Genomic DNA, 22957 nt, shown 5'->3' on the forward strand with positions numbered 1-22957 from the left:
AAGATGACGACGAATCCGCCGCCGCTTTCTGCAAGCGATGCCGCCGACGAATCGGAGCAGGCGCTCGACCCAGCAGCAGCCGAAGCGCTCGCATTTAGCCTGACCGCCATTGACACGTTCTGCGACGCCATGTGGCTCGAGCACGGCCTCTCGCGCAACACGCTCGACGCCTACCGGCGCGATTTGCGCCTCTTCGCGCAGTGGCTCGCGCGCGAGCGCTCCAATGCGCTCGACACGACCCACGAAGACGACTTGCTCGCCTATAGCGCGCGCCGCAAGGACGACAAATCCACTTCGGCGAACCGGCGCCTTTCGGTGTTTCGCCGCTACTACGGCTGGGCGCTGCGCGAGCAGCGCGTGCACTCGGACCCGACCGTGCGCATCCGCTCGGCGAAGCAGGCGCCGCGCTTTCCGTCCACATTGAGCGAAGCGCAGGTCGAGGCGCTGCTAGGCGCGCCCGATGTCGAGACGCCGCTCGGCCTGCGCGATCGCACGATGCTGGAACTGATGTACGCGAGCGGCCTGCGCGTGACCGAACTCGTCACGCTCAAGACGGTCGAGGTGGGCCTGAACGAAGGCGTCGTGCGGGTGCTCGGCAAGGGCTCGAAGGAGCGGCTCATTCCGTTCGGCGAGGAGGCGCACGCGTGGATCGAGCGCTACCTGCGCGAGTCGCGCCCGGCGCTGCTCGGCGCACGCACGGCCGACGCGCTCTTCGTGACCGCGCGCGCCGAAGGCATGACGCGCCAGCAGTTCTGGCACATCATCAAGCGCCACGCGGCGGCGGCTGGCGTGCATGCGCCGCTCTCGCCGCACACGATGCGCCACGCGTTCGCCACGCACCTGCTCAATCACGGCGCGGACTTGCGGGTCGTGCAGCTTCTGCTCGGCCACAGCGACATCTCCACGACGCAGATCTATACGCACGTCGCGCGCGAGCGGCTGCGCCTGTTGCACGAGAAGCATCATCCGCGCGGCTGAGCCTGGCAAACGCGTCTGACGCAGTCGTTGCGGACCGTGCGATTACAATGCGCCGATGAGCAAAACGAAACACGTGTCCGAAACGCCCGCCACGCAGATGCTGCGCCGCGCGGGCGTCGCATTCGGCGAGCATCCCTACGAGTATGTCGAGCATGGCGGCACGGAAGAATCCGCGCGCCAGCTCGGCGTGGACGAGCATCGCGTCGTCAAGACGCTCGTGATGGAGGACGAGCACGCCAAGCCGCTCATCGTCCTCATGCATGGCGACCGCAAGGTGTCGACGAAGAATCTCGCGCGGCAGATCGGCGCGAAGCGCATCGAGCCCTGCAAGCCCGAAGTCGCGAACCGTCATTCGGGGTACCTGGTGGGCGGCACGTCGCCCTTCGGCACGAAGAAAGCCATGCCCGTGTACGTCGAATCGACCATACTCGAACTCGACGAGATCTGGCTCAACGGCGGCCGGCGCGGCTATCTCGTGAGCCTCGCCCCGGCGGTGCTTACGACGCTCCTGAACGCGAAGCCAGTGCAGTGCGCAAGCGTCGAATAACGGTCGAATAAGGCGCGACGCCCGCCGAGCGGATCCTCGCGCCCGTTCCCGTTGCTTCCCCGATTTACCCTGGTTTGTGCGTGCCGGTGCCGACTGCGGGGGCAGGGCGCGCCCGCGCTTCGGTAGAATGAGCGCCGTCGCGCGTTGCCGGGCGGCGATGACCATCGCTACCGCCTGGCGCGCATCGTTCCACTTCCTCCGGGTTTCGTGCATGTACAACCTGTTCGTCGCCGTTCTCGCCTATCTGATCGGCTCGGTTTCGTTCGCCGTGATCGTGAGCGCCTTCATGGGCCTCGACGATCCGCGCTCCTACGGCTCCGGCAATCCCGGCGCGACCAACGTGCTGCGCAGCGGCAACAAGAAGGCCGCGATCCTCACGCTGATCGGCGATGCGTTCAAGGGCTGGCTGGCCGTCTGGCTCGTCGCGCACTTCGGCCCGCGTTACGGTCTGGGCGACGCCGCCGTCGCGCTCGCCGCGATCGCTGTGTTCCTCGGCCACCTGTATCCGGTGTTCTTCCGCTTCAAGGGCGGCAAGGGCGTTGCCACCGCCGCAGGCGTCCTGCTCGCCGTGAATCCGATTCTCGGTGTCGCCACGCTCGCCACCTGGCTCATCGTCGCGTTCTTCACGCGCTACTCGTCGCTCGCGGCGCTGGCGGCCGCGGTGTTCGCGCCGCTCTACTACGTGTTCATGTTTGGCCCGCGCATCGTCGCGCTCGCGATTCTCGCCATGAGCGTGCTGCTGTTCTGGCGACATCGCGCGAACATCTCCAAGCTCATCGCGGGCAAGGAAAGCCGTATCGGCGAGAAGAAGGCGGCGGGCGCCGGCAAGTAAACCGGCTTGACAGGTCAGGTTGCCGCAATCTATTTGTCTGATAATTTCGCTTATCGTCTGTCATCTTCCGGTAAGTAAGCGATTCATGGGGCACCTTCTGCGGGTGCACCCTCAAGAACACCGTGTGGTTTGCCGTAATCCCTGATAGTTCCAGATCAGGCTTTTGCGGCTCCCCTCCTTCTATTCCACACGGCATTCCCCCATGTTTTCCACCATCCGCGCGCGCATCGTCGCGCTATGCGTCGTCATCGTCGTGAGCGCGCTTGCCGCGAATACGGCGCTCAATTATTTCGTCGCCGACTCGCACAACAAGGATTCGATCGACAGCACGCTCACGGCGCTCGAAGAGAGCCACGCCCAGGGCATTGGCGACTGGGTCGCGACGCACGTGCGGATGATCGACTCGCTCCAGGACGCCGTGCTCGGGCCGGATCCCGTGCCGGCGCTCAAGCAGATCGCGGCAGCGGGCGGCTTCACGAACGTCTACGTGGGCTATGCCGACCGCACGGCGAAGTTCTCCGACGCCACCGGCATCCCGCCCGACTACGACCCGACCGGGCGCCCCTGGTACAAGCAGGCCGTCGCGGCGGGCAAGGCGGTCGTCACGCCGCCCTATGTAGACGTGGGCACGGGCAAGCTCGTGGTGGCGTTCGCGGAGCCGGTGATTCGCGACGGCGCCGTGAAGGGCGTGATCTCCGGCGACGTGGCGATGGACAGCGTGATCGCCAACGTCCGCTCGATTCATCCGACGCCTGCGAGCTTCGGCATGCTCGTCGACGCGAGCGGCGCGATCGTCGCGCACCCCGACGCGCAGCTCACGCTCAGGCCCGTCGCGGAACTCGCGCCCGAGCTGGCCGGCGATCGCCTGAACGCGCTGTTCGCGGCGAGCGAGCCGTTGAAGGTGGACGTGAAGGGCGACATCAAGCTGATGCGAGCGCAAACGATTCCGGGTACCGACTGGCGCGTGGTGGTCGCTTTCGACCGCGCCGATGCGACGGCGACGATGCGCTCTCTCCTCACGGCGTCGCTCATCGCGCTCGTGGTGATCGCGCTGGCGGCCGCGGCGATCGTGGCCGCCGCGACGGCCGTGTCGTTCCAGCGCCTCTCGCGCGTGCGCGACGCGATGGACGCGATCAGCGCCGGCGAGGGCGATCTGACGAAGCGCCTGCCCGCCGTGGGCAACGACGAAGTCGCGCAGATCGCGCGCTCGTTCAACGCGTTCATGGACAAGCTGCGCGACGTGATGCGCCACATCCGCGACGCGAGCGAGTCGGTGCGTACCGCGAGCGACGAGATCGCGGCGGGCAACGTCGACCTTTCGGGTCGCACCGAATCGGCGGCGGCGAGCCTCGAAGAGACGGCGGCCTCGATGGAGGAGATCACGGCGACGGTCGCGCAGTCGGCGAACGCGGCGCAGCAGGCCGACGTGACGGCGGCCACGGCTTCGCAGGCGGCCTCGCGCGGCGGCTCGGTGATCGGCGACGTCGTGCACACGATGGGCGATATCGAGAAGGCGTCCGTGAAGATCGCGGACATCATCGGCGTGATCGACGGCATCGCGTTCCAGACCAACATTCTCGCGTTGAACGCGGCCGTGGAAGCGGCGCGCGCGGGGGAGCAGGGCCGCGGCTTCGCGGTGGTGGCGGGCGAGGTGCGCAGCCTGGCCCAGCGCAGTGCGCAGGCGGCGCGCGAAATCAAGGCGCTGATCGAATCGACCGTTTCCAGCGTGACTTCGGGCTCGCAGCTCGTGCGCCGCGCGGGCTCGACGATGGATGAGATCGTGTCGAATGTCGCAAACGTCACGACCATCATCTCCGAGGTCACCCATGCCGCCGGTGAGCAGACGCGTGGCATCCAGGAGGTGAACCGGGCGGTCAGCCAGCTCGACGAGATGGTTCAGCAGAACGCGGCGCTCGTCGAGCAGTCGACGGCTGCCGCGGCGGCGCTGCGCGGCCAGGCGGCCAATCTCGCGGATGCGGTCGGCCAGTTCAGGCTCGATTGAGACGGAGTCACGAGTGAAGCGAGAGGACGGCGCTGCGGCGCCGTTTTTTTCACCTTGACATGCAACCATATGGTTGCATAATCAATGCATGAACGACGACGCCGTATTCCGCGCGCTGGCGGACGCGAGCCGCCGTCAACTGCTCGACCGCCTCCATGCGAAAAACGGTCAGACGCTGACCGATTTATGCGAGGGGCTGACCATCTCGCGCCAGGCGGTCACGAAGCATCTCGCAGTGCTGGAAGAGGCAAATCTCGTCGCGACGCAGCGGCATGGGCGCGAGAAGCGCCATTTCATCAATCCGGTGCCCATCGGCGAGATTGCCGCGCGCTGGATCGGCAAGTTCGAGCACGAGCGCGTGGGCGCGCTCGTCGACCTCAAGCGATCACTCGAAGGAGACAGCCATGAGTAGCGACAAGCACACGCAAGGCAGTGCCGTCGGCAATTCGACGTTCGTCTACGTCACGTTCATCCGCACCACGCCGCAAGCGTTGTGGACGGCGCTCACGAGCCGCGAGTTCACCGAGCGCTACTGGTTCGGCATGCATCACGAATGCGACTGGCAAACGGGCTCGTCCTGGTCGCTGCGCTTCGCCGACGGCCGCATTGCCGACTCGGGCGCGGTGGTCGAAGCCGATCCCCCGCGCCGGCTCGTGCTGCGCTGGCGCAACATGTTCCTGGCCGAACTCCATGCCGAGGGCGATTCGCTTTGCACGATCGACATCGAACCCGTGGAGCACGCGGTCAAGCTCACGATTACGCACCACTTGGCGCGGCCGGGATCGATCTTCATCGAGAAGGTGTCGGGCGGCTGGCCGCGCATCCTCTCGAATCTCAAGACACTGCTGGAAACCGGCGAGGTGCTTATGCCCCTCGTGGTGACGGCGGACTGAGCGCGAGAAAGCGAGAGAACGCGAGCGCGCGGGGACGTGTGAAACGAAACGGGGCGGCCTGAGCCGCCCCGCAATACGCTGGACTTGCCACGTTAATCGCGGAAGTTGTTGAAGTCGAGCGGCGTGTCGGTCACGTCCTTGCGCAGCATGGCGATCACGCTTTGCAGGTCGTCGCGCTTGGCGCCCGTCACGCGCACGGCGTCGCCCTGGATGCTCGCCTGGACCTTGATCTTGCTGTCCTTCACGAGTCTCACGATCTTCTTCGCGAGGTCGCCCGACACACCCTTCTTCACGGTGATGACCTGCTTGACCTTGTCGCCGCCGATTTTCTCGATCTTGCCGTAGTCGAGGAAGCGCACGTCCACATTGCGCCTGGCCATTTTCGACACGAGCACGTCCTTCACCTGGCCGAGCTTGAAGTCGTCGTCGGCGAACGCGGTCAGCTCGCGCTCCTTTTGCTCGACGCGCGAATCCGAGCCCTTGAAGTCGAAGCGTGTGGAGATCTCCTTGTTGGATTGCTCCACGGCGTTCTTTACTTCGATCATGTTGGCTTCGCTGACGACGTCAAACGATGGCATTGCTTTCTCCAAAAAGTACGAGGTGCGCAAACGGCGGTGCAAATGCTACGCAAGCCAGGTGCCCGCGGGTTGCAGCTGTATTCCGCAGCCCACTGACGCATTTTCAGGCAGCGGTTCGCGCACTCGCTATAATCACGGACCGACGCCATTCTACCGGCGCCGTTGCGTTTGCCCAAGGCGGCTTGCCGCCGCCCGGAGGCGAGTCCACGGTGCGCAGGTGCCCGCCGGCGGCCCTTCCGGCCATTTTTCGTCTGCTGTCCATGTTCCGTTCTTCCTCGATGCCCGTCACCCAAACGCCCGTCACTACGTGGTTCGCTGCCGGCTTTGCGCTGCGCGCGCACAACACGTTCGGCTTCGACGTGCGTGCGCGCTACGCGTGCCGGGTCGAAAGCGAGGCCGATCTCGTCGCCGCGGTGCGCGATCCGCGCGCCCAGGGCTTGCGCACGCTCGTGCTGGGTGGCGGCAGCAACGTCGTGCTCACGCGCGACTTCGACGGTCTCGTGCTGCTGATGGCGCTGACCGGCAAGCGCGTTGCGTATGAAGACGGCCACGCCTGGTACGTGGAAGCGGCTGCGGGCGAGAACTGGCACGATTTTGTGTCGTGGACGCTCACGGCGGGCATGCCGGGCCTCGAGAATCTGGCGCTGATTCCGGGCACAGTGGGCGCGGCGCCCATTCAGAACATCGGCGCCTACGGGCTCGAGATGGCCGAGCGCTGCGTGGCGGTGCGGGCCATCGAGATGGCGACCGGCAAAGCCGTCGAGTTCGACGCGGCCGCCTGCCGCTTCGGCTATCGCGACAGCTTCTTCAAGCGCGAAGGGCGCGATCGCTTCGTCATTACCTCGGTCACGTTCCGCCTGCCGAAGGTCTGGCAAGCCAACGCGGGCTATACCGACCTTGCGCGCGAGCTGGCGCAGCACAACGCGGGCGACGCGCCGCATGCGCGCGCCGTGTTCGACGCCGTGGTCGCGGTGCGGCGCGCGAAGCTGCCCGACCCGCTCGAACTCGGCAATGCGGGCAGCTTCTTCAAGAATCCCGTGATCGAAGCGCAGCAGTTCGATACGCTCGTCGTGCGCGAGCCGCAGATCGTGTCGTACCACCAGGGCGACGGGCGCGTGAAGCTCGCGGCGGGCTGGATGATCGACCGGTGCGGCTGGAAGGGCCGTGCGCTGCGCGCGGCGGCGGTGCATGAGCGTCAGGCGCTCGTGCTCGTCAATCGCGGCGGGGCGACCGGCGCGGACATTCTCGAACTCGCCCAGGCGATCCAGCGTGACGTCCACGCGCGCTTCGGCGTGGAGCTGGAGCAGGAACCCGTCAGCCTCTGAGGCCGCTCAGGCGCCGCCCGGCGCCATGCTTGCGTCACATCGTCAAATCACCTTGTCCTGGGCCGCGAACACCGGCCCCTGCACGAAGCGCACGTCGTACTGCTGCAACTGCTCGAACTGCGCCGCATCGGTCACGCGGTTGAAAATCAGCGGAATGCGCAGCCGCGCCGCATAGCTCACGAGCGGCTTCACCATCGAATCGCGCAGCGCGGACGCCGCATCCATCTTCACGAAGTCGGGCCGAGGCACGTCCGACACCGAAAGAATCTGCCCGGCATTGGGCAGATTGCCCGCCACCTTGAACCCGTAGCGCTGATAGCTCTTCGTGAGATAGCCGAGGAACGTGCGGTGCGCGACCGCCGCCGCCGGCAGCTCGATCACGATGCGCCCGGGGTTCAGCCCGAACGACACCAGCACGTTCGAGAAATGCCTTCCATGGTCGTACTTCACGCTCTTCAGGAGCCGCTCGTGCACGCGCAGGAAGAGCAGCCCGTGCTGCTGGCCACCCAGAAAATTGATGGCGTGCAGCGCGCGCACCATGCGGTCGACCGCAACGAGGTCGGGATCGTCGAGCGTGTCGCTGAATGCGTCGCAGGGCGCGAGCTGGCCGTCCTGCTCGCGCAGCGTGACCGCCTGGTAGCCGAGTTCGTCGCCAAAGCGCGAGGCCATCGCGAGATCGGCGGTGAGCGACTGCGCCCCGCTGTGCACGCTGATGTCGTAAATCGGCTCGTAGGCGCTCAATAGCTCCACGCCGCGCCGCCGCGCCACGGCCTCTTTGGCGTGCGCGCCAGTGCCCATCGCCAGATGCTCGCCGAGAAACGGATGGTCGGCGGCGCGGGCAATGAGCTCGGGAATGGTGGGAGCAATCATGGTGATGTAGCGGGAAGCGAAGGAAAAGTGCGAGCCCCACACGGGGTCGCATGACCCGATGGTAGCAGCCCGCAGCCGCCCCGGATGGACTGTTTGGTCATAACGTTATCGACCATTCGCCCACATTCTGGAGGCCACTGACCCCTCCGCCAGGGTATACGCCTAATTTCACTAATCGTAATTGGTTTTACCATCCGTAAATCGCGTGACGTCATGTCACGGCCCGAGAACGTGGAGAGACAGCAATGAGCGCACCTTTGCGGCACCCAACCGAAGTCCAGCACGGCTATATGAGCGGCTTCGCCAACGAATTCGCGACCGAGGCGCTGGCGGGCGCGCTGCCCGAAGGCCAGAACTCGCCGCAGCGCTGCGCCTATGGCCTGTACGCCGAGCAGCTCTCGGGCACCGCGTTCACCGCGCCGCGCTCGCACAACCGCCGCACGTGGTTCTACCGGATCCGTCCGGGCGCCGTGCACCAGCCGTTCGCGCCGGTCACCTCGCGTCTCGATGTGAACGGCGCGCCGCGCCTTGTCGCCGATTTCGGCGACGTGCCGCCCACGCCGCCCAACCAGCTGCGCTGGGACGCGCTGCCCATGCCTGCGGAACCCACCGATTTCATCGACGGCTGGGTGACGATGTCGGGCAACGGCTCGGCGGCCTCGATGAGTGGCTGCGCGATCCACCTGTACGCGGCGAACCGGCCGATGGTCGACCGCTTTTTCTACAACACCGACGGCGAGCTGCTGATCGTCCCGCAGCAAGGGCGGCTTGCGATCCGTACGGAGATGGGCCGGCTCGACGTCGAGCCGTTCGAGATCGTCGTGATCCCGCGCGGCGTACGCTTCACGGTGGATCTGCCCGACGGCGAAGCACGCGGCTATATCTGCGAGAACTTCGGCGCGCTCCTGCGTCTGCCGGATCTCGGGGTGATCGGCTCGAACGGCCTTGCGAATCCGCGCGACTTCCTCACGCCCGTCGCCGCGTATGAAGACCGCGAAGGCGAGTTCGAACTCGTCACGAAGCTGAACGGCCAGCTCTGGCGCGCCGACATCGGCCACTCGCCGCTCGACGTGGTGGCGTGGCACGGCAACTACGCGCCCTACAAGTACGACCTGCGCCGCTTCAACACCATCGGCTCGATCAGCTACGACCACCCCGATCCTTCGATCTTCCTCGTACTGCACGCGCCTACGGACACGCCGGGCGTCGATTCGATCGACTTCGTGATCTTCCCGCCGCGCTGGCTCGCGGCCGAGAACACGTTCCGTCCGCCCTGGTATCACCGCAACGTGGCGAGCGAGTTCATGGGCCTCGTGCATGGCGTGTACGACGCCAAGGCCGAAGGCTTCGTGCCGGGCGGCGCGAGCCTGCACAACTGCATGTCGGGCCACGGGCCCGACGCCGAGACCTTCGAGAAGGCATCGAACTCCGACACGACCAAACCGCACAAGGTCGGCGACACGATGGCCTTCATGTTCGAGACCCGCACGCTGATCCGTCCGACGCGCTACGCGCTCGAAACGAGCCAGCTGCAGGCGCATTACTACGAGTGCTGGCAAGGCCTCTCAAAACATTTCAATCCGGAGCAGCAATGAACAGCACCATGACGGACGAACTCAAGGCGACGCTCGACGCGAGGCGCAAGAGCTGGGTCGAGAGCGCGAACGACGCCCAGTGCGATTTCCCGATCCAGAACCTGCCGTTCGGCGTGTTCAGCGATACGAACAACGCAACGGCGCGCGTGGGCGTGGCGATCGGCGACCTCGTGGCCGACCTGGCGGTGCTGCACGAAGCCGGGCTGCTGCGTCTGCCCGCGAATGCGCAGCAAGACGTCTTTGCGCGTGCCGCGCTGAACGACTTCATCGCGCTTGGCCGCGAGACGTGGCGCAGCGTGCGCGTGCAGCTCTCGTCACTGCTCGCGCGCGAAACGGCCACGCTGCGCGACGACGCGGCATTGCGCCAGCGCGCCTTCGTGAAGCTTGCCGACGCGAAGCTGCATCTGCCCGTGCAGATTCCGGGCTACACCGACTTCTACTCGTCAAAGGAACACGCGACGAACGTCGGCTCGATGTTTCGCGATCCGAAGAATGCGCTGCTGCCGAACTGGTCCGAGATGCCGATCGGCTATAACGGCCGGGCGTCGTCGGTGGTGGTGAGCGGCACGCCGGTGCGCCGCCCGAACGGCCAGTTGAAGCTGCCCGATCAGGAGCGTCCGGTGTTCGGTGCGTGCCGCAAACTCGACATCGAGCTGGAAACGGGCTTCATCGTCGGGCGCGGCAATGCGCTCGGCGAGCCGATCGCGTGCGAAGACGCCGAGGATCACATCTTCGGTATGGTGCTGCTCAACGACTGGAGCGCGCGCGACATCCAGCAATGGGAATACGTGCCGCTCGGGCCGTTCAATTCGAAAGGATTTGCCACGACGATTTCGCCGTGGGTCGTCACGCTCGACGCGCTGGAGCCGTTCCGCGTCGCGCAGCCGGTGCAGGAACCGCAGCCGCTCGAATACCTGCGTCACGAAGGCGACCACGCGTTCGACATCTCGCTCGAAGTGCGGATGCAGCCCGAAGGCGCGGCCGAGGCGACGACCATAGCACGCACGAATTTTCGTTACATGTACTGGTCGATGGCGCAGCAGCTCGCGCATCATACCGTGGCGGGGTGCAACACGCGCGTGGGCGACCTGATGGGTTCGGGCACGATCTCGGGCCCGACGCCGGACTCGTTCGGCAGCCTGCTCGAACTCACGTGGAACGCGAAGAACCCGCTCGAACTGAAGAGCGGCGGCACGCGCGGCTTCATCGAAGACGGCGACGAACTCACGCTCGCGGGCTGGTGCCAGGGCGATGGCTATCGCGTGGGCTTTGGTGCCTGCGTCGGCAAGATCCTCCCGGCGCTGAAGTAACTACGCCTCGAACCAGCAAGCAAAGCGGCCGATGCGCTTGGAAGGCACATCGGCCGTTTTTTCGTTCGTGCTCGTGCTATGCGCGCGCTTGCGCCAGCCCGCGCGAGCGCTCCCAGCGCAGCGCGCCGAGAAACACCAGCGCCCCCGCAAACAGCACCCACAGCATCGCATCGCGGCCCGCATGCTCCATCAGCGCGCCGGTGACGATCGGGCCGCCGAAGCTCGCCGCGCTCCACGCCGCGCTCACGAGCGCGCTCGCGGAAACGAGCGCGACGCCCTGGAAACGCTCGCCGCACGCCACGATAGCGAGCGTATAAATGGAGCCCGCCGCCGCGCCCAGCACGAAGAGGAGCGGCCAGCGCAGCCAGGCCGTATCGACGACGAAGGGCAACAGCGGCAGCAGCAGCGCGACGATCACACCCATGAGCGCATGCACGCGCTCGCGGCCGAGCCGGTCAGCGAGCCAGCCGATGGGGAATTGCATGGTCGTGTCGCCGAGCAGCACGACCGAGGCAAACAGCACGGCCACCTCGGTGTCGATGCCGTGACCCATCGCAAAGAGCGGCAGCAGCGAGAGCGCGAGCGTATCGAACAGCGCAAAAAAACCGGTGGCGACGATGAGCGCAGGCATTTTCGGCATCACGTGACGCCAGCTTCCGTGCGGCTCGTGCATGTCGGTTTGCTGCGGATTCGAGCGGATCGCCGCGAGCATCGGCAGCGCGATGAGAAAGATCGCGCCGCAGATCGCGAAGCGCCACGCCGTATAGCCCGCGATCTGGCTCACGAGCACCGGGCCCGACATCTGGAACAGCGTGAACGTGGTCGCGTAGATGCCCACCACACGGCCGCGGTTCAAGTCGTCGGCGAGTTCGTTGACCCAGGCTTCGCCGATGGTGAAGAGCAGCATGAGCGCCGCGCCGCAGAGCATGCGCAGGAGCGCCCAGAGCCACAGGTTGGCGCTTGCCTGCATCAATGCGGTCGCGACGGCCACGGTTAGCACCGAGCCGACGATCACCTGGCGCGAGCCGAAGCGTGTCGAGATCCATGCCGTGAACGGCACGACGGCGAGGCCCCCCAGCGCCGGGCGGCGGTGAGCAGGCCGACGATGGCGGTGCCGTAGCCGGCATCAGTGAGGGCGAGGGCGGTGAGCGGAAGCGTCGCGCCGGAGCCGAGGCCGACCACGGCCACGCTCAGGATCAGCGCGAGAAAGTCGCGGGTGAGGACGGTTTTCATCGGGCGAGATGCTACTACGTGCGCGCGAATATCGCGGCGCAGGCGTGCCTCCGTTTGAGCGCGCGCGACTCGGTGCAACACGCGCCCGCCCGTGCGCGCATCGAGAAGAGCATCAAGCGCAGGAAGTCGGCCCGGAAACCGCTACGCGACGGCGCGCGCGCCGGTCGATTTGCGCCGAAACCAGCGTGAGCGCGAGCGCCGCAAAAGCGGTGACCACACCTACCCACGGCAGCGCCGTGAGCGGCGCGCCCGCACTGATCGCCACGCCCCCGATCCACGCACCGCCTGCGTTGCCAAGATTGAACGCGCCCTGGTTGAGCGTGGAGGCGAGGTTGGGCGCATCGCTCGCGCGGTTGACGATCAGTATCTGCAGTGGCGGCACGATCGCGAAGGCGAGAATGCCCCACACGAAGATCGTCGCCATGGCCGCGATCGGGTCGTGCATGGTCAGCGAGAAGGCGGCGAGCACCACGGCGATCATGGCGAGGAACGTGAGCAGCGAGCGCATGAGCTTCCAGTCGGCGAGCTTGCCGCCCAGCGTGCTGCCCACCGTGAGCCCAAGGCCGAACAGCAGCAGCACGAACATGACTTCATGCGGTGAAAAACCAGTCACGTCTTCGAGAATCGGCGTGATGTAGGTGAAGACCGCAAAGAGGCTGGCCGAGGCCAGCACGCTCATGCCGAGCACCATGAGCACCTGCGGGTTCTTCAGCACGCCGAACTCATGCACGAGGCTCGCCTTCTGCATTTCGATCTTCGCGGGCAGGCACACCTGCAGCGCCGCCGCTGCGAGGATGCCGATGGCCGTCACGGCCCAGAACGTCGTGCGCCAGCCGGCGATCTGGCCGAGCGCCGTGCCGAGCGGCACGCCCAGCACGTTGGCGAGCGTCAAGCCCGTGAACATCAGCGCGATGGCCTGTGCACGGCGGTTCGGCGCGACGAGGCCTGCCGCGACCACCGAGCCGATGCCGAAGAACGCGCCGTGGCAGAACGCAGTGACGATGCGCGCGGCCATCAGGATCGAGTAGTTCGGGGCGAGCGCACACAGCAGATTGCCGACGATGAAGATGCCGATCAGGCGCATGAGCGCCTGCTTGCGCGGCACATTGGCAATGGCGATGGCGACGATGGGCGCGCCGATCGTCACGCCGAGCGCGTAGGCCGAGACGAGCATGCCCGCCGCCGGGATCGAGACGCTCAGGTCACGCGCGACGTCGGGCAGCAGGCCCATGATGACGAATTCGGTGGTACCGATACCAAAAGCGGCAACGGCAAGGGCGAGAAGAGGCAAGGGCATGGCGAGTGGTCGGCGCAGGTCGGCGACGGGCCTTGAGCGCGAAGCCGTTTTATTTAAGTCAACGCGGAATTGTACTGAAACCTGACACAACGCATACGGCACGCATTTTCAATGCTGTTGGGAAAACAACAGCCTGTCTCGCCGGACCCCGTTCACCGTTCCGTCATTTTTCTTGACGATTTCTACAGGTTACGTGCATGGCGCAACGCGCTCGCGGGCAGCACGATACCCACACGATCCAGCGAGCGAAACAGTCCGCCATCCGGTCCGCCCGCCGGCGGGCGCCGCCCTCGCATCGTCCGTCCCGCGCATGACGGAACCGAACATGCGCAACCCTCCTGGAGCGATGACATGAACACGATGAACACAGTACGCATCGCGGTGGCCGCAGCGGCCGCCTTATTCGCGGGTAGCGCGCTGGCGCAAGCGCAGAGCGACGACCAGACACAACAGGCCAGCACGCCGCCGGCTGCGCAGGACGTCGGCGGCGCGCCGATGTCGACGAGCGCTTCGGGCGCGCCGATGGCGCTCACGCACGCGCAGGTCTACCAGGACCTGGTGCGCTCCGAGCAATCGGGCCAGCAGAAGGCGCTGAGCGAAGGGCTCTATCACGGGAACTGAGTCGACGGGGAGACCCAGGTATCAGGACGGCGACCCGACGCGCTCTCGCATTCTCCGCCCGGCGCTCAGCGTGTCGGGCCGCCGCCAATATGTTTTTCGATGAGCCGCATGCGCCCCGTCGGACGCCAGGGCGCGAACCATGGATTCGTGCGCAACTCACATAGGCGCGAACTGCGCTCGGCGAGCGCCGTTTCGAGCCAGCGGAACATTTCGTCGGGCTGCGCGAGGCGCGCATAGGCCTCGGCGATAAGTAGCGGCGAGGTGTACCGGGCCCGCCGCCGCGCGAGCAGATCTTCCAGATACCAGCGCAGCACCGCGTCATAGCCGCCCGTTTCCCATCGAGCACGAATGGTGGCCGCGCGCGCCTGCTGGCTGCAGCGTTCGAGCGCCTCCACGGTGGCGTCCACGGCCTGCGCATAGAGTTTTTTCACTTCGAACGCGGTAGCGAGCAACTGATAGACGAGCGGCGGATGGTCCATGTGCCCCGGCGCGAGATATTCGCTCGCGACTTCCGCGTGTCTGCCCGACATCACCATGCCGAACGCGCGCGACCCCTGGAACGCCAGCGGATCGATGCGTTCGGCGCGCTCCATCGCGGCGTCGCCTTCCGCGCGGCGTCCCGCCGCCACCAGCATGCGCGCATAGAGCCGATGCGCCTCCGGGTAACTCGGATTGCGCCGCAGTGCGGCCTTGAAGCCGGCCTCGGCCTGGTCCCAGTCCCAGTCGTAGAAGTAATGCACGGCCGCGAGCGCGTGATGCGCCTCGGGCAGGTCCGGGTCGAGTTCGAGCGCGCTCTCGGCAAGCGAGCGTGCGACCGGCCAGCCATCGTCGGGCGCGACGAAGCCATGCACCACCGTCGATCCGTAGTAGTTCGAAAGGCCTGTATAGCCGAGCGCGTAACTCGGGTCGTGCTCGAGTGCGGACTCGAAGTAGGTGCGGCTGCGCACGAAGTCTTCGCCGTCGATGCCGTGATGGGCGCAAAAGCCCGCTTCGAAATGTACGCGGCGATACCAGAAGAAACGCCCGCGCACATACGCGTCGTGCGCGGCGGGATCGACGGGCAGGCGCCGCTCGAGGCGCGTGCGCTGCTGCTCGGAAAGCGTGGTCGCCAGGTTCTCGGCGAGCGCCGCGACCGCTTCCTTGAGGATGTCGAGCGCGCCTTGCGTGGCGCTTTCGTGCGCGCGGCTCCAGATCTGCGCTTCGTCGGCGCAGCGAATCAGACGCGTGAGGATGCGGGTTTGCTGCCCCGCGCGCGTGAGCGAGCCTTCGAGCACGTAGTCGAGCTTCAGCTCGCGCGCGATCTCGCCGATGCTCTTTTGCGTCGCGCGGTAACGCGCTGCCGTGGTGCGCGCGATCGTGAGCAGGCGTTCCGGGTTGAGCGCGCCGAGCGTGACCGAGATTTCGTCGGCGAGCGCGCTGCACAGGCTGTCCTGGCTCGCGTCGCCGGTGTGGTTGGTGAACGGCAGCACCAGCATGCGCACGGCGGGCAGCGTGTGCTCGCTCTCGCGCGGCATGTGCGGGTCGCGCGCGGCAGCCGGCGCATCGTGAGTGTCGGCGCGTGCGGGCAGGATGCCGTCGAACCGGTAGCCCTTGCCCTTCACGGTGATGAGGTGACGCGGATTGGCGGGGTCGTCGGCGAGCGCGATGCGGATCTTGCGGATCGCCGTGTTCAGGCCGTTGTCGGTGTCGCGAAAGGGGCTTCCGGCCCACAGCCGGTCGACGATGTCCGCGCGCGAGACCAGCTCGCCGCGGCGCGAGGCCAGCAGGATCAGCAGATCCATGGGCAACCGCTCCAGCTTGACCTCGGTACCTTCTCGGCGCAACTGGTACCGCTCGACGTCGAGTTCGAAGTCCGCGAAGCGGATGATTCGATCCGTCGGCATGAGATCTCTCCCGTGATGCGGCATCAGGGAAGGGGGCGCCGGGGCGGTTCGTCTGAAGATTGCCGTTAGATGACGCAGCAGTGCTCAGCGTCATGACACATGGCGGCAGGGGCGGGGGCAGCGGCGCGGATCAATTTCAATGTAGTGGGTCGCGCGCGCGCCTTCAAGCGTCAAGCGCTGCGCATGGTGGCTGTCGACACGTCAATCGGCTTTCGCTACGTTCGCGTGCGATTTTTGTTTAGCTCACTACGGTTTCGGTGGATCGAGCGGTTCACCATGACGGCCCGCGCCGGCCGCGAAGCGCGCCGCGAGTGCGAGCCCTTCGTCGAGTACCGCGCGATAGCCGAGCGCGCCTTCGCGGCGCAGCGCCTCGGCCGTGTCGGGCAGCATGCTGTGCTCGAGCGCCGAGCGGCGGTCCGCGAGCAACGCCGCCTGCGGCAGCGCCGCGAGTTGCGCGGCCAGCTGCTCGGCGGCCTCGCGCGCCCCGCCCTTTGCGACCACGCGATTGGCGAGGCCGAATGCGAGAGCTTCCTGCGCATCGACGGCGCGCCCCGTGAGGATCAGATCGAGTGCGCGCGACAGGCCGATCAGGCGCGGCAGGCGCACCGTGCCGCCGTCGATGAGCGGCACGCCCACGCGGCGGCAAAACACGCCGAGTACGGCGTCTTCTTCGACCACGCGCAGGTCGCACAGCAGTGCGAGTTCGAGCCCGCCCGCAACGGCATAGCCTGAAATCGCCGCGACTACGGGCTTGGTGAGCGACATGCGCGTGGGACCTAGCGGGCCTGGGCCACTGCCGTCCGCATGGATTTCATTGCGGCGTTCGGGGTCGGCGAGCGCGGTGAGGTCCGCGCCCGCGCAGAACGTGCCGCCCGCGCCGTACAGCACGCCCGCGAGCCATGCGGGATTGTCTTCGAAGCGCGTAAAGGCGGCAGCGAGTGCATTCGCAACGGGCCGGTCGATGGCGTTGCGCTGCGCCGGGCGATCTAGCACGAGAATTGCTACACGTTCCTGAGTCTCGATACGGACGTGCTCGCCGAAAGATTCGATCGTCATTTGCGGCTCCTCGATGCGCCCCGCATTCGTCATAAAAATTTAATGGTCCATCCGTAGCTTAGGCCGGTTTCATTTCCTGAACTGCGTTTTCCACACCGCACGCATGCAATCGACGTCCATGTCCAGCATCACCTCCGTTTCGGATTCCTTGCCCTATCCCGCTTGTGGACCCTTGTGGACCGTCCCGTTGCCCGACCACGACGCGTATGACCATGTGCGCTTCAAGCGCGTCTTCACGACCGACGGCACGCGCCACGTCGTCGTGATCGTCGATCTGCACAAGCTGCTTCTCTGCGCCGACCGCGACGACACCGACTACGTGCTCAAGCCCGTCGACGACTGGCATAGCGGCAAGATTCGCGGCATTCGCGAGTTTCTCGATCCGGACAACGAGCGCGTGCCGCAGATGCCCTACGTGACGATCAGCAAACGCCGCGTGGCGGGGCTCGCCGGATGGCTCGGACTCGCGCACGAGGGGGTGGTGGCGTTTCGCAACGGCCAGCATCGCGCGCGCTACCTCGCATGGGCAGGGGCATTGTGGCTACCCGTGGAAGTGCACGAGCGCGAAGCGGCATTGCTGCGCGAACTGTGCGGCGCGGGCGACGGGGGCCTGCTGGTTCCGGTCGACGGCAGTTCGCCCCGGCTCTGATGCGCCGTCGTGCGCGAACGGCATGTTCGCTAACGGCGCATTTGCAAGCGGCATGTTCTCAAACAAGCGGGCGCACGCACTACGCACGCCCGATCTGCGCTCACGCCACGCTCACCGGCCGCCTGGGTGCGCCATTGGAACTCGCCGCCATGGGCGATGCATGACGTGCATGCTCGAAATGCTCGACCGTGTAGTCGACGAAGCGGCGCGTCTTCGCGGGCAGATACTGGCGGCTCGGATAGACGATGGACATGCGCGCGTCGGGATCGTCGATGTCGTAGTCGGGCAGCAGCCGGCGCAGCGTGCCCGCGCTAAAGTCGTCGGCGACGAGCGGCGCGGGCACGACCGCCACGCCCATGCCGGCCAGCGCGGCGAGCCGCACCATCAGCATGTTGTTGACGGCGTAGCCGGGCTCCAGCGTGACCTGCCGGGCACGCTCGCCGGGCTTCGCGAACTGCCACGTCGCGCTGCGCTCCTCGGGGGGCAGCGCGACCGCCGCGCACTGTGCGAGCTCCTCTGGCGTATGCGGCTCGCCGTGCTCGGCGAGCCACGCGGGCGCCGCGCAGGGGACGAACGTCGTGGTGCCGAGCGCGCGTTCCACGCACTCGCCGTTGCGTGCGGGCGTGGCGCCGACGATGCCCACGTCGAAGCCGTCTTCCGTAAGATCCACGGGCCGTTCGGCGAGCGTGAGGCGCACGTTCACGCGTGGATACAGACGCCGGTAACCGTCGATGAGCGGCGTGAGCGTGGCGAGCGAGAGCGCACCCGCGGCCACCACGCGCAGCGTGCCGCTCGGCTCGCTTTCTGTGTGCGCCAGCGAGCGCTCCAGATGATCGAGTTCCTCCAGCACGCAACGACAGCCCTCGAGGTAGCGCTGGCCTGCCTCGGTCAGCGCGAGATTGCGTGTGGTGCGATTGATGAGGCGTGTATTCAGGTGCGCCTCGAGCATCGCGACGGAGCGCGTGACGAGCGCGTTGGAGACGTCGAGCTGCTGTGCGGCGCGACGAAAGCTCTCGGTTTCCGCAACCCTGACGAAGACGCGCATGGCGTGTATCTGGTTCATGTGTAGCCTCATATGCTCGATGCATGGACCGGTTGAGGGACACTGCAACTGCTGGCGAAGTTGAGGAACGAAGCGGTGTGTCGCGTTGTTCTGGTCAATGTGCCTCGAATGAACGACTGCGATGGACGACTGCGGGAATCTAACAAAAATAATATTGACAGTCCGTGAGAATTACAATATCTATCTCAACACACGGCGGCATTTCTTACTTGTAAAAGATCCAATACGCAATCGGCATGTATTGAGTGAGGAATGCGTTGTGCGTTTTTGTCACTATCCAAGTATTGTGCATTGCGGATAACGTGTTTGCGTAATTCACGCAACCAGCGAACATCTGTCAGAACTGCCAGATTCATGGCGGGCCGCCCTTTACCTGCGGTGAATTGTGAGTCATTGCGGTCGGTGAATTCCCCGTCATTTACAAGCCGGCATTAAGCACACGTCGATGCGTTTTCTGCGTGAATGAATTGTTGCGCGTGGGGAAAATAACGACCGGGAATTAGCGTTGCATGTTATTTAATGTGCATTGCCGCTTGTTTTTTGAGCATGCTTTCGGGCTAAATAAAACGTAAATCGGCAGACCAGACATGATCGTCGAATTGCTGAAGTCGCAACCCGAGATTGCCCTGTTCGTGAGCCTCGCGCTCGGTTATCTGATCGGTTCGATCCGCTTTGGCCCGATCTCCCTGGGGGGCGTGTGCGGCACGTTGATCGTCGCGCTCGTGCTCGGGCAAACCGGCGCGCGCCTCTCGCCGGACCTCAAGAACATTGCCTTCGCACTCTTCATCTTTGCGCTCGGCTTCACGGGCGGTCCGCAGTTCTTCGCGAACGTCGGGCGCGGCTGGCGTTACGGACTTCTCTCGATCGTCGAGATCGTCTCGGTCATGGCGCTCATCATGATCGCGGTCGTCGTGATGAAGCTCGATGCGGGCACCGCGGCGGGCCTGCTCGCGGGCGCGGCGACCGAATCGGCCGTGATCGGCACGGCTTCCGAGGCGATCACGCGGCTCGGCCTCACCGACGCCCAGGTGAGCACGCTGCAGGCGCATATCGTGACCGCGTACAGCGTGAGCTACCTCTTCGGCCTCGTCACCATCGTGCTCTTCACGAGCCAGATCGCCCCGCTAATCCTGCGCGTGAACCTGCGCGAAGAGGCCGCGCGCCTGTATCGCAAGCTCGGCGGCGACGGCGCGCTCGAAGGTCGTGCGTTCAAGGTGGGACCCGCGGCCGGCGCCGCAGTCGCCGCCTTCGAGGCGCGCTTTGGCAACAACCTCACGATCGAGTACGTGCTGCGCGATGGACGCCAGCTCGACGCCAACGCGCAGTCCGTGCTGCGGGCGGCGACATCGTGCTGATCGCAGGGCGCCGCGAAGCCGTGATCGAAGCGGCAGGCAGTCTTGGCGAAGAGATGCCCGGCGAGGGCTTGTTCACGCTGCTCGCCAGACGCGTGGACGTGATGGTCACGCAGCGCGACGTCAACGGCCTCACGCTCGCGCAAATGCGCGAACGCGCCGCGCCGGAAGCGGGCCGCGGCATCTACGTCGGCGCGATCACGCGGCTCGACAACACGGTGCCCGCCTTGCCCGGCATGGTCGTGCATCGCGGCGACGTGCTGACGCTGGTCGGCACGCCCAGCGACGTCGCGCGCGGCGCGAAGCGTCTTGGCTACGGGATCCAGCACACCCAGAAGACCGACTTCATCTATCTGGGCCTCGGCGTGCTGGTCGGCATGATGATCGGGCGTTTCGGCGTGAAGGTGGGCGGCGTCACGCTGGTGCTCGGCACGGGCGGCGGGTGCCTGCTCTCGGGTCTGTTCTTCGGCTGGCTGCGTTCGCGTTACCCGCTGGTTGGCTCGCTGCCTTCGGCCGCCGCGCAGGTGCTCAAGGACTTTGGTCTCGCCACCTTCATCGCGGCCGTCGGGCTTTCCGCGGGCCCCGACGCCATCAAGCTCGTGCGCGAGTACGGTCTCGCGCTGCCGCTCGCCGGCATTCTGATGGTGTTGATTCCCGGGCTTCTCTCACTGTGGATCGGGCACATGTTCCTCAAGCTCGAAGCGCCGATGCTGCTCGGCGCCATCGCAGGCCAGCAGTGCAGCACGCCGGCGATCAGTGCGCTCGTCGGCGTAGCCGGCAACTCGACTCCCGTGATCGGCTACACGATCACCTACGCGCTGTCGAACATCCTCTTGCCGCTCATGGGCCCCGTGGTGGTAGGGCTCGCGGCGAAGTTTGGCTGACGAATATTGGCTGGTGTTTTCGGCTCGATCTGGCCGGCGGTGTTCCATTGCCGGCCATCCCCGGCAGCAACGGGGATTCTTTCCAAAGCGAGGACACGATGGAATGGTTGCATGACATCTTTCACAAATCCCCGGAAATCGCGCTATTTCTTTCTCTGGCGGTTGGCTACTGGATCGGCCAGATCAACTTCGGCAAGTTCCAGCTAGGCGGCGTGGGCGGCTCGCTGCTCGCGGCCGTCGTCGTGAGCCAGGTGGGCGTGACCGTCGACAACGGGGTGAAGTCTGTGATGTTCGCCGTCTTCATCTATGCCGTGGGCTACGACTCAGGCCCGGGCTTCTTCAACTCGCTCAACCGCAAGACGCTGCGCGAAATCGCCATGGCGGTGTTCATGGCGTTGGCGGGTCTCGCCACCGTGCTGATTTGCGCGAAGCTCTTTCACCTCAACAAGGGTCTCGCGGCCGGTCTCGCGGCGGGCGGCATGACGCAGTCGGCCATCATCGGCACGGCCGGCGACGCGATCGCGCGCCTCGGGCTGCCGCCCGACCAGATCAAGGCCATGCAGGCCGACGTCGCGATCGGCTACGCCGTCACCTACGTGTTCGGCTCGCTCGGCGCGATCATCGTCTGCGTGAACATCCTGCCGAAGTTCATGGGCCGCAGCCTCAAGGACGCTTCCGCGGACGCCGAGCGCGAGATGTCGGGCGGCAACGCCGCCGCGGGGCCGGGCCAGATCACGGCGCTGCCCGAGTTGTTCGGGCGTGTGTTCCGTGTCGAGAACGCGGCGGGCAGGACCGTCAAGCAAATCGAGCTGGCCGAGGGCGACCTGGTGGCGGTCGAGAAGATTCGCCGCGCGGGCAAGCTGCTCGACGCCACCCCTGACTTCGTGCTGAGCCGCGACGATGTCGTGCTGGTGGTGGGCCGCCGCGAGCAGATGGTCGAAGTGGGCGCACTGATCGGGCCGGAAGTGCCGGACTCGGGCGGCATGAGCCTCGTGATGCAAACGCGCCAGCTCGTCTTCACGAAGAAGGGCATGAACCACACGACGATTGCCGAAGTGCGCAAGAACGTCGACCGCGATCTGCGTCATGGCGTGTACATCGAAAAGATCGAGCGTGTGGGCCAGCCCGTGCCGCTGCTGCCCGAAACGAAGCTCGAGCACGGCGACGTGGTGACGATCTATGGCACCGCGACGGATACGAAGCGCGCCGTGCAGGCCGCCGGCTACGAACTCGCGTACAGCAACAAGACCGACTTCATCTACATGGGCGTGGGCCTCGTGCTCGGCTTGCTGGTGGGCCTGATCGTGGTGAACGTGGCGGGCATTCCGCTCACGCTTGGCTCGGGCGGCGGCTGCCTGCTCGCGGGTCTCGTATTCGGCTGGATGCGCGGCAAGCACCCCATGTACGGCGTGATGCCGCCCGCGGCGTCGCAGCTGCTCAAGGACTTCGGGCTTGCGGCGTTCGTCGCGGTGGTGGGGCTGAACTCGGGCCTGCAGGCCGTCGTGACGATCAAGCAGAGCGGCATCACGATCTTCCTGCTCGGCGTGGCGGTCACGATGGTGCCGCTCTTCCTTACGATGCTGTTTGGCCGCTACGTCCTCAAGTACAACAACGCGGCCATCCTCGCGGGTGCGCTGTCCGGTGCGCGCAGTGCGAACCCGGCCTTCGGCGGCATTCTCGACAAGGCGGAAAGCGCGGTGCCCACCGTGCCGTTCGCCATTACCTACGCGATCGCGAATGTGCTGCTCACGCTGCTCGGGCCGCTCGTGGTCGGTTTTGCATGACATGCATCCAACGTGTGCTGCGCGAGGAAAAAAGCGCGCGGCACACGCAACGTCTTCCAATGGAGAAATGAAATGAACGCGTCCGTGCGCCGGTCAAAACCGGCAAGGTGTTGTGAATGAAAGAGTCATACGTTGAAGGCCTAGCCAGCCACGACGGCCTCGAGTCATGCGTGTACGTCCGTAAGGGCGTAGGCGAAGCGTTGGC

19 protein-coding genes and 2 pseudogenes are annotated in these 22957 nt (G+C 65.9%); 13 read left to right on the forward strand and 8 right to left on the reverse strand.

The annotated features are described in order from the left end of the window. Positions 1 to 3: 3 nt before the first annotated feature. The 6 genes from xerD (at position 4) to AB4Y44_RS12085 (ending at position 5252) form a co-directional block, all read left to right on the forward strand. A complete protein-coding gene (xerD, locus tag AB4Y44_RS12060) occupies positions 4 to 978 on the forward strand; it encodes a site-specific tyrosine recombinase XerD (protein ID WP_342919578.1) in 975 nt (324 codons plus the stop codon). 55 nt (positions 979 to 1033) lie between these two features. Beyond that, on the forward strand, positions 1034 to 1525 hold the full coding sequence (gene ybaK / locus AB4Y44_RS12065) for a Cys-tRNA(Pro) deacylase (protein WP_133182557.1): 492 nt from the start codon (positions 1034 to 1036) through the stop codon (positions 1523 to 1525). A 211-nt stretch (positions 1526 to 1736) separates the two neighbouring features. Then, positions 1737 to 2357, forward strand: a complete 621-nt coding sequence (plsY, locus tag AB4Y44_RS12070) for a glycerol-3-phosphate 1-O-acyltransferase PlsY (RefSeq protein ID WP_069267759.1) — start codon at positions 1737 to 1739, stop codon at positions 2355 to 2357. A 202-nt stretch (positions 2358 to 2559) separates the two neighbouring features. Continuing rightward, entirely contained in the window at positions 2560 to 4359 is a 1800-nt protein-coding gene (locus AB4Y44_RS12075) for a methyl-accepting chemotaxis protein (RefSeq protein WP_368699650.1), read from the forward strand. Positions 4360 to 4447: 88 nt separating this feature from the next. Next, positions 4448 to 4771, forward strand: coding sequence for an ArsR/SmtB family transcription factor (locus AB4Y44_RS12080; RefSeq protein WP_368699651.1), 324 nt, complete (start codon positions 4448 to 4450; stop codon positions 4769 to 4771). Further along, complete coding sequence (locus AB4Y44_RS12085) at positions 4764 to 5252, forward strand: SRPBCC family protein (RefSeq protein ID WP_368699652.1); 489 nt, start codon at positions 4764 to 4766, stop codon at positions 5250 to 5252. Before AB4Y44_RS12080 ends, AB4Y44_RS12085 begins: the two co-directional genes overlap by 8 nt. Positions 5253 to 5344: 92 nt before the next feature. Here the strand turns inward: AB4Y44_RS12085 and AB4Y44_RS12090 are convergent, their stop codons facing one another. Further along, entirely contained in the window at positions 5345 to 5830 is a 486-nt protein-coding gene (locus tag AB4Y44_RS12090; RefSeq protein WP_368699653.1) for a YajQ family cyclic di-GMP-binding protein, read from the reverse strand. A gap of 278 nt (positions 5831 to 6108) precedes the next feature. On the opposite strand from AB4Y44_RS12090, the gene murB reads away from it, so the two are divergent. Then, a complete protein-coding gene (gene murB, locus AB4Y44_RS12095; protein WP_368699668.1) occupies positions 6109 to 7155 on the forward strand; it encodes a UDP-N-acetylmuramate dehydrogenase in 1047 nt (348 codons plus the stop codon). Between the two features lie 42 nt (positions 7156 to 7197). Here the strand turns inward: murB and AB4Y44_RS12100 are convergent, their stop codons facing one another. Then, a complete protein-coding gene (locus AB4Y44_RS12100; RefSeq protein WP_368699654.1) occupies positions 7198 to 8025 on the reverse strand; it encodes an EAL domain-containing protein in 828 nt (275 codons plus the stop codon). Between the two features lie 245 nt (positions 8026 to 8270). On the opposite strand from AB4Y44_RS12100, the gene hmgA reads away from it, so the two are divergent. Both hmgA and fahA read left to right on the forward strand, forming a co-directional pair. Further along, on the forward strand, positions 8271 to 9620 hold the full coding sequence (hmgA, locus tag AB4Y44_RS12105; protein ID WP_368699655.1) for a homogentisate 1,2-dioxygenase: 1350 nt from the start codon (positions 8271 to 8273) through the stop codon (positions 9618 to 9620). Then, complete coding sequence (gene fahA / locus AB4Y44_RS12110; protein WP_368699656.1) at positions 9617 to 10930, forward strand: fumarylacetoacetase; 1314 nt, start codon at positions 9617 to 9619, stop codon at positions 10928 to 10930. Before hmgA ends, fahA begins: the two co-directional genes overlap by 4 nt. 76 nt (positions 10931 to 11006) lie before the next feature. Here fahA and AB4Y44_RS12115 read toward each other — a convergent pair. Then, a pseudogene (locus AB4Y44_RS12115) lies at positions 11007 to 12163 on the reverse strand (MFS transporter). Positions 12164 to 12275: 112 nt separating this feature from the next. Further along, positions 12276 to 13460, reverse strand: coding sequence for an MFS transporter (locus AB4Y44_RS12120; protein WP_368699657.1), 1185 nt, complete (start codon positions 13458 to 13460; stop codon positions 12276 to 12278). Between the two features lie 351 nt (positions 13461 to 13811). Between AB4Y44_RS12120 and AB4Y44_RS12125 the strand changes: the two genes are divergently transcribed. Next, positions 13812 to 14081, forward strand: a complete 270-nt coding sequence (locus AB4Y44_RS12125; RefSeq protein ID WP_342919264.1) for a hypothetical protein — start codon at positions 13812 to 13814, stop codon at positions 14079 to 14081. 65 nt (positions 14082 to 14146) lie between these two features. On the opposite strand, the gene AB4Y44_RS12130 is transcribed toward AB4Y44_RS12125, so the two are convergent. Next, complete coding sequence (locus AB4Y44_RS12130) at positions 14147 to 15964, reverse strand: winged helix-turn-helix domain-containing protein (RefSeq protein ID WP_368699658.1); 1818 nt, start codon at positions 15962 to 15964, stop codon at positions 14147 to 14149. A 246-nt stretch (positions 15965 to 16210) separates the two neighbouring features. Continuing rightward, positions 16211 to 17020 (reverse strand): crotonase/enoyl-CoA hydratase family protein, encoded by an 810-nt coding sequence (locus AB4Y44_RS12135; RefSeq protein ID WP_368699659.1) that lies wholly within the window; start codon positions 17018 to 17020, stop codon positions 16211 to 16213. Positions 17021 to 17138: 118 nt separating this feature from the next. On the opposite strand from AB4Y44_RS12135, the gene AB4Y44_RS12140 reads away from it, so the two are divergent. Further along, positions 17139 to 17669, forward strand: coding sequence for a hypothetical protein (locus tag AB4Y44_RS12140; protein ID WP_368699660.1), 531 nt, complete (start codon positions 17139 to 17141; stop codon positions 17667 to 17669). 100 nt (positions 17670 to 17769) lie between these two features. Here AB4Y44_RS12140 and AB4Y44_RS12145 read toward each other — a convergent pair whose 3' ends face one another. Together AB4Y44_RS12145 and AB4Y44_RS12150 are read right to left on the reverse strand one after the other, a co-directional pair. Further along, positions 17770 to 18732, reverse strand: a complete 963-nt coding sequence (locus AB4Y44_RS12145; protein WP_368699661.1) for a LysR family transcriptional regulator — start codon at positions 18730 to 18732, stop codon at positions 17770 to 17772. A 185-nt stretch (positions 18733 to 18917) separates the two neighbouring features. Then, positions 18918 to 19088, reverse strand: a complete 171-nt coding sequence (locus AB4Y44_RS12150; RefSeq protein WP_368699662.1) for a hypothetical protein — start codon at positions 19086 to 19088, stop codon at positions 18918 to 18920. Between the two features lie 231 nt (positions 19089 to 19319). Between AB4Y44_RS12150 and aspT (AB4Y44_RS12155) the strand changes: the two are divergent. Both aspT (AB4Y44_RS12155) and aspT (AB4Y44_RS12160) read left to right on the forward strand, forming a co-directional pair. Continuing rightward, a pseudogene (gene aspT / locus AB4Y44_RS12155) lies at positions 19320 to 20968 on the forward strand (aspartate-alanine antiporter). A 98-nt stretch (positions 20969 to 21066) separates the two neighbouring features. Further along, on the forward strand, positions 21067 to 22752 hold the full coding sequence (aspT, locus tag AB4Y44_RS12160) for an aspartate-alanine antiporter (RefSeq protein ID WP_368699663.1): 1686 nt from the start codon (positions 21067 to 21069) through the stop codon (positions 22750 to 22752). Positions 22753 to 22957: the final 205 nt, after the last annotated feature.

Source organism: Paraburkholderia sp. BR10937 (assembly GCF_040965695.1).
Lineage (GTDB): Bacteria > Pseudomonadota > Gammaproteobacteria > Burkholderiales > Burkholderiaceae > Paraburkholderia.